Consider the following 14,302-nt stretch of genomic DNA (forward strand, 5'->3'; position numbering starts at 1 on the left):
AACGTCTCGCCAATGTCATCCGGTCGCGCTAACACCCCAGACATGACCCGACACATCCCGCTCCAAGGCGTCGAGAACCTCCGCGACTATGGCGACTACGCCGCCGGTCTTGGCCGACTGAAGAAGGGTGTGCTGTACCGCGCCGCCCACCAGGCCGAAGCCACCGACGCCGACCTCGACGCCCTGGCCGCCCTGAACATCGTCACCCTGGTCGACCTGCGCCGTCCCAACGAGCGCGAGCGGTCGCCGTCACGGCGCTGGACCGGCTTTTCGGCCGAGGTGATCGACAACGAACTGGGCGCGACCGGCCCGGACCCCTGGCATGAGTTCCTGAAAAGCTCGGACCTCTCCGAAGGCTCCATCCAGGCCTATATGGTCGAGTACTATCAGCGCGCTCCGTTCAAGGAGCGCCACCTGGACCTTTTCTCGCGCTATTTCCGCGCCCTGGCGCAGGCCAGGGGACCGGTGCTGATCCACTGCGCCGCCGGCAAGGACCGCACGGGCATACTGGCGGCCCTGACCCACCATGTGGCCGGCGTGTCGGACGATGACGTCATCGACGACTATCTGCTGACCAACGACCCCGCGCGCTTCGAGCGGCGCGGGCCCCAGTTCATGGCCATCATCCAGGAGATGACCGGCCGCACCCCGACTGAGGCGGCCATGCGCGCGGCCATGGGCGTCGAGGCCCAGTATCTGGCCGCCGCCTTCGCCGCGATGAAGGACCAGCACGGCTCGCTGGATGGCTATCTGGAACAGGCCGTAGGTCTGGACGCCGAAATGCGCGAGGCCGTGCGGGCGCATATCCTGCTCTAAAGTCGGTGATGACAAACGCCCGTTTAACCGCCACGCTCCCTTGGAAGCGCTCGCATCAGACGGCGCTCGAACCGGGGTAGGGCATGAGTGATGTGGCGGGCGTGTCGGCGGGCGGCAAACCGGGTGGCCTGTCAAAGGGCGCGCTCAGCTGGATCTTCCACCAGGGTTCGCGCGACGCCTATGTCGTCCTGATCACCATCTACATCTTCGCGCCTTACTTCTCGCGGGTGCTGGTCGGCGATCCGGTCAAGGGCCAGGCGACCATGGCCGACATCGCCACCGCCTTTGGTTTGCTGACGGCGCTTACCGCTCCGCTGCTGGGCGCCTCGATCGAGCGCTACGGCCCGCGCAAGCCGTTCCTGATCGGCATTCTGGCGATCATGCTGCCGCTGCTGATGCTGCTGTGGTTTGCCCAGCCGAACGACGGGCCGTCCGTGGCCGTGATCGGCGCCGTCCTGATCGTGCTGGGCGTGTCCTATAACTGGGGCGACGTGCTCAACAACTCGCTGCTGTCGCGGGCCGCCGAGCCGGGGCAGGAGCCGCTGGTTTCGGGGCTGGGCTACGCCATGGCCAACGGCCTGTCGGTGAGCCTGCTGATCTTCATGATGTGGGCCTTCGTCCTGCCCGGCGCGGTGGACTGGCCCGGCGTGCCGGCCGCGCCGCTGTTTGGCCTGCCCACCGACAACCACGAGCCGGCCCGCCTGTCGGGACCGATGGCGGCCGGGGTGATGCTGCTGGGCGCGATCCCGTTCCTGCTGTGGACGCGCGATGCGCCGCGCACCGGCCTGTCGATGGCGGCCAGCCTGCGCCATGGCGTCCGGCTGCTGATCGACACCCTGAGCAACCTCAAGGGCCACCGCGACGTCGCGACGTTCCTGGCGACGCGGATGCTCTATTGCGACGGCATGACCGCCCTGCTGGTGTTCAGCGGCCTGTTCGCCGCCGGTCTGATGGGCTGGGGCGAGCTGGAGATGCTGGCCTATGGCATTTCGCTGTCGATCTTCGGCGTGCTGGGCGGCTTCCTGGCCCCCTGGCTGGACAGGACCCTGGGGCCGCGCCGAGCGGTGCAGCTGGAGATCTTCGGCTGCCTGATCGTGCTGATCAGCGCCCTGGGCATGGGCCGAGACAGGATCCTGTACTTCTGGAGTTATGACGCCGCCGCCCATGCGCCGCTCTGGAACGGGCCGCTGTTTCGCACCCTGCCAGAGGTTCTGTATCTGGGCCTGGGCCTGCTGATCGCGGTGTTCGTCACCGCCCAGTACGCCTCCAGCCGCACCCTGCTGGTGCGTCTGGCGCCGCCCGACCGTATCGCCGCCTTCTTTGGCCTGTTCGCCCTGTCGGGCACGGCGACGGTTTGGCTGGGCTCGCTGCTGGTGGCCCTGGCGACCCGGATCTTCCAGAGCCAGGTGGCGGGCTTCGTGCCCATCGTCGGCCTGTTGCTGCTGGGCTCGCTGGGCCTGTTCCTCGTCAAGGGCGGCGGACGCGAGGCCTGAGGCATGGCGGCGCGGCGCGCGGGGAGGTATCAACCCCGCCATGCGCCGCGTCGCTCTCCTAACCGCCCCCTGGCGTGAGCCGGTCTGGGCCCTGCAGCCGTTCCGGGACGAGCCGCACGCCTGCGCCCTGCTGTCGGGCGGCGGCGAGCGGTGGTCGTATCTGCTGCGCGCGCCCGACGCGGTCCTGACCCTGGATGCCGCCGACCCTCGTGACCCGTTCGAGGCCCTGAGCGCCCTGATCGGCCCGCGCCTGCCCGCTGACCCCGAAGGCCCGCCGTTCCAGGGCGGGGTGGTGGGTCTGGGAACCTACGAGCTGGGCGACCGGGTCGAGCACCTGGGTCTTGGCCGCACCGGCTGGCCGGACCTGACCTGCGCCCGCTATGGCGCCCTGCTGGCCTTCGACCATCAGGCGCGCCGCGTCGTCGCTGTCGGGCGAGGCGACACCGATGCTCAGGCCGCTGAACGGGCGCGCGCGGCGCTGACCTGGCTGGACGCGCCCGTCGATGCGCGGCCGCAGGTGGAGGGGCCGCTGTGCGCGGCCCTGACCGCCACCGACGGCGCGGCCTACGAAGCCGCTGTCGCTGATGTCGTGGCCCGCATCCATGGCGGCGAGATCTTTCAGGCCAATATCGCCCGCGCCTGGACCGGGCGGCTGGCGCAGGGCGTTGATCCGTTCGACCTGTTCACCCGCCTGCGCGCCCAGAGCCCGGCGCCGTTCTCGGCCTATTGGCGGCTGGAGGGCAGGGCGCTGGTCTCCAACTCGCCCGAGCGGTTCCTGAAGGTGCGGGACGGGGCCATCGAGACCAAGCCGATCAAGGGCACCCGGCGGCGCGGCGCGACCCCGGCCGAGGACGCCCTGATGGTGGCCGAGCTGTCGGCCAGCGCCAAGGACCGGGCCGAGAACCTCATGATCGTCGACCTGATGCGCAACGACCTGGCCCGGGTCAGTCCGCCGGGCAGCGTCAGGGTCCCCGCGCTGTTCGGGGTGGAGACCTTCGTCAATGTGCACCACCTGGTCTCGACCGTGACCGCGCGTCTGGCGCCGGGCCTCACCGTCGCCGACCTGCTGCGGGCCAGCTTTCCGCCGGGCTCGATCACCGGCGCGCCCAAGGTCCAGGCCATGAAGGTCATCGCCGGGCTGGAGCCGCCGCGCGGTCCCTATTGCGGCTCGCTGTTCTGGGCCGGGTTCGACGGCGGCTTCGACTCCAGCGTGCTGATCCGCACGGTGGGCCTCGAGCGCGACGGTGATGGCTGGACGCTCGAGGCGCGGGCCGGGGCGGGCATCGTCGCCGACAGCGATCCGCGGGCCGAACGCCTGGAAACCGAAACCAAGATCGCCGCCCTGAAGCGGGCTCTGACCGAACCCATGACGGAGAGCGCCGGATGATCCCACTTGATGATCGTGGCCTGCTGCTGGGCGATGGCCTGTTCGAGACCATGCTGGCGCTGGACGGCGTGATCCCGATGATCGAGGCGCATCTGGACCGCCTGGCGGCCGGCTGTGCGGCGCTGGGTCTGCCGGATCTGGATCGCGAGGCGGCGCGGGCCCTGTGCCTGGCCGCGCCGCCGGCCACGGGCCGGGCCGCCGTGCGCCTGACCGTGACGGCCGGCTCGGGCGGGCGGGGCCTGGATCGTCCGGCCCAGATCGTCCCGCGCCTGAGGGCGACGGCCGCCCTGTCGGCGCCCATCGAGACGCCGGCGACCCTGATCATCGCCCAGACCCGCCGCAACGAGGGCTCGCCGGCGTCACGGCTCAAGACCCTGGCCTATCTCGACAATGTGCTGGCCCGCGCGCAGGCCCGGGCGGCGGGCGCCGACGAGGCTGTGATGTTGAACAATGCCGGCCATCTGGCCTGCGCGGCGGCGGCCAACCTGTTCTGGATCGAGGGTGAGCGACTGCTGACCCCGGCGCTGGATTGCGGCGTGCTGGCCGGGATCACTCGCGGGCGCGTGCTGGCCGCCGCGCGGTCGTGGGAAATCGAGGCGGTGGAAATCGCCGCCGAAGGCGCGCGGCTGGCGGGCGCCGATGGGGTCTTTCTGACCAATAGCCTGATCGGCGTGCGGCCGGTTTCGCGGCTGGAGGAGCGGATCTTCGCGCCGCATCCGCTGGTCGAGCGGCTGCGGACAGCGCTCGCCCAGCCCGCTTAAATCAGGTCACGCGCAACACGGTCTCGGTCTTGCGGGGGCGCAGATAGAAGGTGCGGTAGAAGTTCAGGGTCGAAGGCAGGATGAACCTGATCGGCGAGGTATAGCCATAGCTGGTCTTGGCCATGATCACGCTCTGGTTGGCGGGCAGCACGCCGACCGGGATCACGGTGGAGCCCAGCACCGTGCCCTGGGCCGGGCAATTGGCGTGGCTGTTGCGGTTCTCTGACCAGGCGACCGTGTCCCGGCCGGTCGAGTCCGAGGTGATGCTGACCAGGCACATGCGCAGGGTCGCGGTCGGGAACGGCGCCATGATCGTGTTGCCGATCGTGAAGATGTCGGCGAGACGGGCGTCGTTCAGCTGGGCGCTCTGGGCCACCAGGTCGCCGATGGACGAGGCGATGTTGCTCAGGCGGCGCTGGGCCATCATGGCCTGGGTCAGCTCGGCCATGCCGCAATAGAAGATCACCAGCACGGGCGCGATCAGGGCGAACTCGACGGCCGAGACGCCGCGACGGTCGCGCCAGAAGCCTTTCAGGCCTTTCTTTGAGCGGGGGGTCAGTTGGTGGGGCATGTCACCGTCGCCGCCGGAGTGTCGGAATAGGGCTCGTTGGAAAAGGCCGTCGCGGCCGTCAGCATGCGCCGGCCGTTCGAGGTCTGCAGGCCGGTCTGCAGCAGGGGGGTGACCAGCGGCCAGTTATAGTAGGCGCGGATCATGACGATCGAGCCCGGGCCGCCCGGATCCCAGCAGGGGGTGTTCGGCTTGGCGGCGTTCAGCGCCGTGCCCGAGGCCGAGAAGCCGGTGAAGGTGCGCACGTCCAGGCTCAAGGCCGTGCTGCAGGCCGAGCCCAGCCAGCTCATCTCGGTGCAGACGGCGGTCTTGAAGGCGGCGGCGGTGCGGTTGGCGGTCTGGACCTCGCCCGTGCGGATGGTGCGGCCCACATCCATCACGGCGTTTTCCAGGGTTACCGAGACCAGGAACACCAGGCCCAGCTCGATGATCGCGAAGATCAGCAGCAGGAAGGGGATGGAGACAAAGGCGAACTCGACGGTCACCGCGCCGCGGCGCGCGCGCGCAAAGCGGGCCAGCAGGCCGGCGCGGCGTTTGAGACGTTGGAGGCGGGCGACAGGCGCCATGCGCGTTGAGTCCGTTTCGAAGCCGCCGGAGCGGCCGGTCGGGGCAGTCTAGGCCTGCCGCCCCTAATCAGTCGTTTAGCCGTGCGCTCACGCGTACACGCGCGCGAGTCCTCTTAAGGGACGCTGGCGGCGACGGCGGGCGCGATGCGGGTGCATTGCACGCCGCAGGCATAGGTCCCGACATTGGCGGCGCCCCGATAGACAGTGATGCCGGCGCTGCTGTCGGAGACGATCACCTGACGGTCGGCCAGAGGGCGGCCGGCGGCGTCGAAGGCCAGCACGGTGGTGACGCCGGCCCGCTTGCCCAGGATCACCAGGGTGCGGTCATTGAGGACGCTGACGTCGGCGATCAGCGGATCGCCGACCACTACGTCGCGAACCGCGCCGGAAAGGCCGATACGTGCGACCTCGCCGGCGGGCACCGACAGGCTTTCAGCACGCGCCGAGGCGCCCGCGAGGGCGAAAACGGCGGCGAGAGCGAGCGAAAGGCGGCGCATGACGGTTCCAGTTCGATATCCGGGCATCCCGGAGACTGACTTTGAATGGTCAACAAAAGACTAAATCCGTCGCTCCCGCGACAACGTGACCCTTGCCGAAACCGTTGATTCAAAAGGCTTTGATCCGTGTTTCGGGTGGCGTGGTTAAGAGTAAGTAATAGTAAATGCAAATAAACCAAAAGAAAAACAGAAGAAACTATTCCGACGTTTACTGGCCATTAAGCGAGCTGGGCGAAATTGATCGTGTTTTCGGGGGTGAGCAAGTCAACATGGCTTGAAGACCTCAAAATCAACCAACGATGATTTAGGAGATCAAGTCATGTCGAAGTTCTTCACCCGCTTCCTGAACGACGAATCCGGCGCCACGGCCATCGAATATGGTCTGATCGTCGCCCTGATCGCCGTCGTGATCGTGACCGCCGTCACCACGCTCGGCACCAACCTGAAGACCACGTTCACGAACGTCGGCACCAAGGTCAGCACGGCCAACTCGGCTAGCTAAGACCTGGCTTCAGGCCTCGAAAAAAGAAGGGTCGGAACCTCGGTTCCGGCCCTTTTTCTTTGTTCAATTTCCAGATTGAAAAGTATTTTTCTCGGAATAATACCGTTCGTTGAATACGGTTGATTTACACAATTGCGGCAATGTCTGTCTCACAGGTTTCAACACTGGAGATTGACACATGACCAGCTTCATCAAGACTTTCCTGAATGACGAATCCGGCGCCACGGCCATTGAATATGGTCTGATTGTCGCCCTGATCGCCGTCGTGATCGTGACCGCCGTCACCACCCTGGGCACCAACCTGAAGACCACGTTCACGAACGTCGGCACCAAGGTCAGCACGGCCAACTCGGCCAGCTAAGGCGTTCCGGCCCGAACGGGCCGACGCACCGCCTCGAAAACGGGAGGGCCGCGACGGTTTCGTCGCGGCCTTTTCCGCATTTGGGGGAAACCATTGCTTCACCTGATCGTCCCAGAATGGGGCGTTCAACAAGGCGCCTCGCGATGCACGCTATCCAGATCCCGCTGCTGCTGATCTTTCCGGCCCTGGTCATCGTGGCGGCGTTGAAGGACGTCACCAGCTACACCATCCCCAACTGGATCTCGCTGGCCCTGATCGCGGCCTTCGTTCCGGCGGCGGCCGTCAGCGGCGCGTCCCTGCCGGCCATCGGCCTGTGCCTGGCGACGGGGTTCGGCGCGCTGCTTCTGGGAATGGGCATGTTCGCGGCCGGCTGGATCGGCGGCGGCGACGCCAAGCTGTTCGCGGCCAGCGCCCTGTGGATCGGCTGGCCGGCGGCCTTTCCCTTCATGCTGTCGACCGGACTGGCGGGCGGCGCCCTGACCATGACCATCCTGGCCCTGCGCTCGGGCTGGCTCGAGCCGGTGCTGGCCGGCAGCCCTGCGTGGCTGCGCAAGCTGGGCGCCCAGGGCGGCGACATTCCCTATGGCGTGGCCATCGCGGCCGGCGCCCTGGCCACCTTCCCGCAAGGCGCCCTGGCGATCGCCATTCTGGGCTGAGCCCTCCGGGCGCCTGGGCCGGTTCCGCGTCAGCCTGTCACAGCGGGCATATCGACTCGGGGAGCCAAAACTTTAGCCGGTGTTAACCATGCGCGGGCGAGCATGGGGCTGGCCAGAAAGGCTGTCTGACGAATCGTGCGCGCCGCCCTGAAGGGCAGTAGCTCGCGAAACCTCGCTTCTCGTCGCGAAAGCCTGTGACCGCGCAATGAATCCTGTCCGCCTCCTGATCGTCCTGGTCGCCGCCGTCTCGGCCATCGCCCTGGCCGTGGTGATGCAGCGCGCGCTGGGCGGAAAGCCCGCCGCCGCGCCGTCGGCCGTCGCCGCGCCGGTCGCGGGCAAGCCCATGACCCAGGTCCTGGTCGCCAAGCACGATCTGGCCATCGGCGCGCGCCTGACCGGCGAGGACGTTATCTGGCAGGCCTGGCCGACCGAGGCCGTCAACGCCGCCTTCATTACCAACGGCGCCGCCCTGCCCAAGCCCGAGGGCGTGGACAAGGCCAAGGCCGCCGTCACCAATGCCACCAATGACATGATCGGCGGCGTCGATCCGGCCAAGGCCGTCGAGGGCGCGATCGTTCGCGACCCGATCCTGACCGGCGAACCCATCACCCCCCGCAAGATCGTCCGTGGCGGCGACGGCGGCTATCTGTCGGTCGTGCTGTCGCCCGGCAAGCGCGCCATGTCGGTGCCCGTCACCTCCGAGACCGCCGTCGGCGGCTTCATCCTGCCCGGCGACCGGGTGGACGTGCTGCAGACCCGCGAGACCACCGGCGGCAACGAAGACGGCGGCTCGGGCAAGGTGACGATCGCCGAGACCATCCTGCAGAACGTGCGCGTGCTGGCCCTGGACCAGAGCACCGCGGCCGAGAAGGACGCCAAGTCCATCGTCGCGGCCACCGCCACCATCGAGGTCAGCCCCACCGACGCCGAGGCCCTGACCAAGGCCAAGGCGACCGGCCCGGTGACCCTGGCCCTGCGCGCCTATACCGACCTGGGCGGCCCTTCGGGCGCCGTCGGCCGGGTGGAACACAAGGCCCAGGAGGACGCGGTGATCCGTATCAACCGTGGCGGCCAGACCACCAACGCCTCGGTGCGCCCATGAGCCGCTCCCCCATGATCCGCCGTATTGTCACCGCGCATGTCGCCGCGCTTCTGGCGCTCAGCTCCACCAGTTCGGTGCTGGCTGACGGCCCGGTCGGCGGCTCGCACACCTATCGCCCCACGCCGCGCGTGGTTCGCCCGCGTCCGGTCGCCGTCACGCCGATCGCGTCGATGGCGCCGCCCGCCGCCGAGCAGGTGCTGAGCATCGACCTCACCGCCGGGGCCGGCGCCCGGGTGCTGGACCTGCCGCTGGGCAAGTCGGCGATCATCGAGCTGCCGGTCGACGTGCGCGACATGCTGGTCACCAATCCGCTGGTGGCCGACGCGGTGCTGCGCAGCCCTCGCCGGATCTATGTGCTGGGCATGACCTCCGGCGCGACCGACGCCGTGTTCTTCGATTCCGCCGGCCGCAAGATCCTGCAGCTGAACATCCGTGTCGCCCAGGACATCAGCCTGCTGTCCTCGACCCTGCGCGCCGTCCTGCCCATGGGCTCGGTGCAGGTCGTTCCGCTGAAGGACAGCGTCATCCTCACCGGCGTGGTGATGAACGCCGCCGATTCCGAAAAGGCCTCGCGTATCGCCGCCCAGTTCGTGGCCTCGCCGGAAAAGGTGCTGAACATGCTCAGCATCGCCGGCAAGGACCAAGTGATGCTGGAAGTGCGCATCGTCGAGGTGCAGCGCAACGTCATCAAGCAGCTGGGCGTGTCGTCCAGCGCCCTCTTCAACGACGGCGTCCGGACCTATGGCCTGGGCCGCGACAACACTTTTGGCGTCAACGGCGCGCTGATGGGCGGGGCCGATCTGTGCGCCGGCTACAACAACGCCCGCACCACCAACGTCAACAACACCGCCACCCAGAGCAATCAGAACGGCGTTACCTCGAGCACCACGGGCTCGACGTCCAACAACACGTCAAACTCGGTTTCGACCTCGACCGTGACGCTGATCGACGTCAACGGAAACCCCGTCACGATCGCCGCCGACAGCGTCGGCTCGATCACGCGGACAAACGCGGTCAACAGCGCGGTCAATTCGGGCACGAACAGCGGCACGTCCAACGCCCTGACCAACCTGATCACCAATGTCGCCACGACGGCCTACAAGACCGCTACGGGCAGCAACACCAACGCCTGTCTGCAGGCCTTTGAGCGCGTCGGCCTGATCCGCACCCTGGCCGAGCCCAACCTGACGGTGCTGTCGGGCGAGGCGGGCAAGTTCCTCGCGGGCGGCGAGTTCCCGGTCCCCACCGGCCAGGACGCCACCGGCAAGATCACCATCGAGTTCAAGCCCTACGGCGTGGGCCTGGGGTATGTGCCGGTCGTGCTGTCGGGCGGCCGCATCTCGCTGAAGCTGTCGACCGAGGTTTCCGAGCTCTCCAGCCTGGGCGCCTTCTCGGTGTCCAGCGGTTCGGGCTCCAGCGTGCTGACCGTGCCGGGCCTGATGGTCCGCCGGGCCGAGACGACGGTCGAACTGCCCTCGGGCGGCTCGATGATGATCGCCGGTCTGCTGCAGCAGACGACCAAACAGACCATCGACTCCCTGCCGGGCCTGACCTCGATGCCGGTCCTCGGCTCGCTGTTCCGTTCGCGCGACTATCTGAACGGCGAGACCGAGCTGGTGATCATCATCACCCCCTACATCGTCGATCCCACCCGGCCCCAGAACCTGCAGACCCCGGCCGACGGCCTGAAGTTCGCGGGCGACATGAGCGCGACCCTGCTTGGGCGCCTGAACCAGGTGGTCAAGGCGCCGGCCGGCGCCAATGCGGGGCGCGCCTATCAGGGCCCCGTCGGCTATGTGATCGAGTGAGGACGCGGACATGAGCAAGCAAACCGTGAAATGCGTCCTTCTCCTCGGCGCCGCGCTGCTGGGTCTTTCGGCCTGCGCCAGCGCCGGCGTTGAATCGCCCGTTTCCGCGCCTGCCTCGCGCACCGAGACCGAAAAGTGGCGCGACCAGATCAAGGTCGACGGCCGCACCGACGAGATCCAGCTGGCGGTCCACGCTGCCGGCGTATCGGCCAACCAGGACCAGGCGCTGTCGGCCCTGGTCAGTCGCTGGCTGTCGGCCCAGGCGCGCGAGATCGTGGTCAGCGCCCCCGTCGGCGGCGGCGAGGCCTCGGCGGCTGGCGGCATGGCCGCGCAGATCCGCGAGCGCCTGATGTTCTATGGCGCGGCCCCGGCCCAGGTCAGGATCGTCGGCTATGACGCCGGTGGCCAGACCCCGGCCCCGATGCGTGTCGGTTTCGAGATCTTCACCGCTGAAGGCCCCACCTGCGGTGGCTGGGAAAACCTCACCGCCACCCGCAAGAACGAGACCTATGGCAATTTCGGCTGCGCCGTGGCCGCCAATCTGGCCGCCCAGATCGCCAATCCCGAGGACCTGATCCGTCCGCGCGACTCCACCCCGATCGACGCGGGCCGCCGCGACACCGTCCTGGGCAAGTACCGCAAGGGCGAAACCACCTCGTCGGCCAAGGATGAGCAGGCCACCGGCTCCGTCTCCAAGGCGATCAACTGATGCCGCGTTCTCCTTCGGATCAAGAGCCGTTCGACCTGGGGTTCGAGGCCGCCGACGAGTTCACCTCGGCCGGCTCCGATCCCTGGCGCTCGTCTGCTCCGGCCCTGACCCCGACCCTGGGCGGCATGGACGATCCCTTCGCCGATTTCCCGCCGGCCCGGCCGCGCGACGAGCGGCCAGCGCCGGCGCAGGACCCTTTCGCGGCCCCCGCCGCTGCGCGTCAGGCTCAAGCCCAGGCCCTGGCTCCGGCCCGCGCGGCTGTTCCCAGCCCCGCCCCGCAGCCCGAGATTCAGCGCGCGCCGGCCGCCGAAGTGACCGCGCCGGCGAGACACGAACCGTCCCCGCATGACAGCCTGAGCGGCAGCGACGCCGCCCTGGGCGAGATGGCGGTGCCGCGCATCACCATCCACGCCTTCTGCGTGCGGCCCGAGACCTCGGCCCTGATCGAGGTCGCCGCCGCCGATCGCCGGATGGCCCGCGCCTCGACCATCGTTCGCGTGGGAGGCCTCGACGCCGCCGTCGAGCTCTATCAGAACCAGTCCACGCCCTCGCTGGTGATGGTCGAAACCCATGACAGCGCGCAGCGTCTGCTGCACCTGCTGGACGCCCTGGCCCAGGTCTGCGACCCGGGCACCAAGGTCGTGGTCATCGGCCAGACCAACGACATCGCCCTCTATCGCGAGCTGATGCGCCGCGGGGTCAGCGAATATCTGACCCAGCCGCTGGGTCCGCTGCAGATCATCCGCGCCGTTTCGGGCCTGTATGCCGATCCGTCGGCGCCCTTCGTAGGCCGCCAGGTGGCCTTTGTCGGCGCCAAGGGCGGGGTAGGGGCCTCGACCCTGGCCCACAACTTCGCCTGGTCGATGGCCGAGCGCATGCAGACGGCCACGGTCATCGTCGACCTGGACCTGCCGTTCGGCACTGCTGGCCTCGACTTCAACCAGGACCCGCTGCAGGGCGTGATCGACGCGCTCAGCCAGCCCGACCGTCTCGACCCGGTGCTGATGGACCGGATGATGGTCCGCTGCGGCGATCGCCTGTCGCTGTTCGCCGCGCCGGCGACCCTCGACCAGGACTACGACATCAGCGCCGACGCCTATGAGGAAGTCACCCAGAAGATCCGCGGCGCGGCCCCCTTCGTGGTGCTGGACCTGCCGCACAGCTGGGCGGCCTGGACGCGCCGGGTGCTGATCGGCTCGGATGATCTGGTCGTGGTCGCCACGCCGGATCTGGCCTCCCTGCGCAACGCCAAGAACATCATCGACATGGTCCGCCAGGCCCGTCCCAACGACGCGCCGCCGCGGCTGGTGCTGAACCAGGTGGGCGTGCCCGGCCGTCCCGAGATCCCGGTCAAGGATTTCGGCGAGGCCCTGGGCGTCGCGCCGTCGCTGGTCCTGCCCTTCGATCCCAAGTCCTTCGGCCAGGCCGCCAACAACGGCCAGATGGTCGGCGAGGTCGCGCCCAAGTCCAAGGCGGCCGAGGGCATCGACCACCTGGCCCAGCTGATCAGCCGTCGCGAACCGCCGCAGGTTCAGAAGGCCTCGATGCTCTCGGGTCTGTTCAGGAAGAAATAGCGACGGATGTTCGGCAAGCGCGATCAGAACCCCGCAACGGACCGTCACGCGCCGCCCCCGGCGCCGACTGACGGTTCGGCGATCGCCACGCGTCCCCAGCGCGTCGAGCCGGCCCAGGATCGCGCCGCGCCGTCCGCCAAGGTAGCCGCCCCCAAGGCCACGCCCGGCCTGGAGCAGCTGCGCGCCGCCCAGGGCGCGCCGGCCACCACGACCATCGTGCGCGAGCAGAGCGACTACTACCACGCCACCAAGACCACGATCTTCAACGCGCTGCTCAACACCATCGACCTGAGCCAGCTGGCCCAGCTGGACGTCAAGGCGGCGGCCGAGGAGATCCGCGACATCGTCGCCGAGCTGGTGGCGATCAAGAACGTTTCGATGTCGGTCTCCGAGCAGGAGCACCTGGTCCAGGACATCATCAACGATGTCCTGGGCTATGGCCCGCTGGAGCCACTGCTGGCCCGCGACGACATCGCCGACATCATGGTCAACGGCGCCCACCGCGTGTTCATCGAAGTCGGCGGCAAGGTCCAGCTGACCAATGTGCGCTTCCGCGACAACATGCAGCTGATGAACATCTGCCAGCGGATCGTCAGCCAGGTCGGCCGCCGGGTCGATGAAAGCTCGCCGATCTGCGACGCCCGTCTGCCCGACGGCTCCCGCGTCAACGTCATCGCGCCGCCTCTGGCTCTGGATGGTCCCACCCTGACCATCCGGAAGTTCAAGAAGGACAAGCTGACGATGAAGAACCTGGTCGACTATGCGTCGATCAGCCCGGAGGGGGCGCGGGTTCTGGGCGTCATCGGCGCCTGCCGCTGCAACATCGTCATCTCGGGCGGCACCGGCTCGGGCAAGACCACCCTGCTCAACACCCTGACCGCCTTCATCGATCCGACCGAGCGGGTGGTGACCTGCGAGGACGCCGCCGAACTGCAGCTGCAGCAGCCGCACGTGGTGCGCCTGGAAACCCGGCCGCCCAACCTGGAAGGCTCGGGCGCGGTGACCATGCGCGACCTGGTCAAGAACTGCCTTCGGATGCGTCCCGAACGGATCATCGTCGGTGAAGTCCGGGGCCCGGAGGCGTTCGACCTCCTGCAGGCCATGAACACCGGCCACGACGGCTCGATGGGCACGCTGCACGCCAACAGCCCGCGCGAAGCCATCAGCCGGATCGAGAGCATGATCACCATGGGCGGCTATGGCCTGCCCTCCAAGACCATCAAGGAAATGATCGTCGGCTCGGTCGACGTCATCGTCCAGGCCGCTCGCCTGCGCGACGGCTCGCGCCGGATCACCCACATCACCGAGGTGGTGGGGCTGGAAGGCGACGTGATCGTCACCCAGGACCTGTTCGTCTACGAGATCACCGGCGAGGACGCCGAAGGCAAGGTGATCGGCAAGCACCGCTCGACCGGCATCGCCCGTCCGCGCTTCTGGGACCGGGCCCGCTATTACGGCCTGGAGCGCGAGCTGGCCGAAGCCCTCGACGCGGCGGAGTAGCC

Annotated in this window: 15 protein-coding genes; 12 read left to right on the forward strand and 3 right to left on the reverse strand. The window is 68.3% G+C overall.

Annotated features, from left to right (window positions below):
• Positions 1 to 42 precede the first annotated feature (42 nt).
• The 4 genes from ACW17V_RS03380 to ACW17V_RS03395 all read left to right on the forward strand — a co-directional run bounded on the left by ACW17V_RS03380 (position 43) and on the right by ACW17V_RS03395 (position 4,457).
• Positions 43 to 816 (forward strand): tyrosine-protein phosphatase, encoded by a 774-nt coding sequence (locus tag ACW17V_RS03380; RefSeq protein WP_492107478.1) that lies wholly within the window; start codon positions 43 to 45, stop codon positions 814 to 816.
• Between the two features lie 83 nt (positions 817 to 899).
• Complete coding sequence (locus tag ACW17V_RS03385; protein ID WP_492107479.1) at positions 900 to 2,309, forward strand: MFS transporter; 1,410 nt, start codon at positions 900 to 902, stop codon at positions 2,307 to 2,309.
• A gap of 40 nt (positions 2,310 to 2,349) precedes the next feature.
• Positions 2,350 to 3,696, forward strand: a complete 1,347-nt coding sequence (pabB, locus tag ACW17V_RS03390; protein WP_492107480.1) for an aminodeoxychorismate synthase, component I — start codon at positions 2,350 to 2,352, stop codon at positions 3,694 to 3,696.
• Positions 3,693 to 4,457: an aminotransferase class IV gene (locus tag ACW17V_RS03395; RefSeq protein ID WP_492107481.1), complete on the forward strand. Its 765-nt coding sequence runs from the start codon at positions 3,693 to 3,695 to the stop codon at positions 4,455 to 4,457. Before pabB ends, ACW17V_RS03395 begins: the two co-directional genes overlap by 4 nt.
• A gap of 1 nt (position 4,458) precedes the next feature.
• On the opposite strand, the gene ACW17V_RS03400 is transcribed toward ACW17V_RS03395, so the two are convergent.
• The 3 genes from ACW17V_RS03400 to ACW17V_RS03410 form a co-directional block, all read right to left on the reverse strand.
• On the reverse strand, positions 4,459 to 5,028 hold the full coding sequence (locus ACW17V_RS03400; RefSeq protein WP_492107482.1) for a TadE/TadG family type IV pilus assembly protein: 570 nt from the start codon (positions 5,026 to 5,028) through the stop codon (positions 4,459 to 4,461).
• On the reverse strand, positions 5,013 to 5,591 hold the full coding sequence (locus ACW17V_RS03405; RefSeq protein ID WP_492107483.1) for a TadE/TadG family type IV pilus assembly protein: 579 nt from the start codon (positions 5,589 to 5,591) through the stop codon (positions 5,013 to 5,015). The genes ACW17V_RS03400 and ACW17V_RS03405 overlap by 16 nt, the downstream gene beginning before the upstream one ends.
• A 113-nt stretch (positions 5,592 to 5,704) precedes the next feature.
• Positions 5,705 to 6,088: a pilus assembly protein N-terminal domain-containing protein gene (locus tag ACW17V_RS03410; protein ID WP_492107484.1), complete on the reverse strand. Its 384-nt coding sequence runs from the start codon at positions 6,086 to 6,088 to the stop codon at positions 5,705 to 5,707.
• A 319-nt stretch (positions 6,089 to 6,407) separates the two neighbouring features.
• Between ACW17V_RS03410 and ACW17V_RS03415 the strand changes: the two genes are divergently transcribed.
• The 8 genes from ACW17V_RS03415 (at position 6,408) to ACW17V_RS03450 (ending at position 14,300) form a co-directional block, all read left to right on the forward strand.
• A complete protein-coding gene (locus tag ACW17V_RS03415) occupies positions 6,408 to 6,590 on the forward strand; it encodes a Flp family type IVb pilin (RefSeq protein ID WP_419320127.1) in 183 nt (60 codons plus the stop codon).
• Positions 6,591 to 6,768: 178 nt separating this feature from the next.
• Positions 6,769 to 6,951, forward strand: coding sequence for a Flp family type IVb pilin (locus ACW17V_RS03420; RefSeq protein WP_419254288.1), 183 nt, complete (start codon positions 6,769 to 6,771; stop codon positions 6,949 to 6,951).
• A 143-nt stretch (positions 6,952 to 7,094) separates the two neighbouring features.
• A complete protein-coding gene (locus ACW17V_RS03425; RefSeq protein ID WP_492107485.1) occupies positions 7,095 to 7,607 on the forward strand; it encodes an A24 family peptidase in 513 nt (170 codons plus the stop codon).
• Between the two features lie 205 nt (positions 7,608 to 7,812).
• Positions 7,813 to 8,709, forward strand: a complete 897-nt coding sequence (gene cpaB, locus ACW17V_RS03430) for a Flp pilus assembly protein CpaB (RefSeq protein WP_492107486.1) — start codon at positions 7,813 to 7,815, stop codon at positions 8,707 to 8,709.
• Positions 8,710 to 8,720: 11 nt separating this feature from the next.
• Positions 8,721 to 10,517: a type II and III secretion system protein family protein gene (locus ACW17V_RS03435; RefSeq protein ID WP_492107487.1), complete on the forward strand. Its 1,797-nt coding sequence runs from the start codon at positions 8,721 to 8,723 to the stop codon at positions 10,515 to 10,517.
• 10 nt (positions 10,518 to 10,527) lie between these two features.
• The gene (locus tag ACW17V_RS03440; RefSeq protein WP_492107488.1) at positions 10,528 to 11,226 is read left to right on the forward strand and encodes a CpaD family pilus assembly protein; all 699 of its coding nucleotides are present in this window, start codon (positions 10,528 to 10,530) and stop codon (positions 11,224 to 11,226) included.
• A complete protein-coding gene (locus ACW17V_RS03445; RefSeq protein ID WP_492107489.1) occupies positions 11,226 to 12,800 on the forward strand; it encodes a CpaE/TadZ family protein in 1,575 nt (524 codons plus the stop codon). Before ACW17V_RS03440 ends, ACW17V_RS03445 begins: the two co-directional genes overlap by 1 nt.
• Positions 12,801 to 12,806: 6 nt before the next feature.
• Positions 12,807 to 14,300 (forward strand): TadA family conjugal transfer-associated ATPase, encoded by a 1,494-nt coding sequence (locus ACW17V_RS03450; RefSeq protein ID WP_492107490.1) that lies wholly within the window; start codon positions 12,807 to 12,809, stop codon positions 14,298 to 14,300.
• Positions 14,301 to 14,302: the final 2 nt, after the last annotated feature.

This window comes from Caulobacter sp. FV2ye17ST (assembly GCF_058680955.1).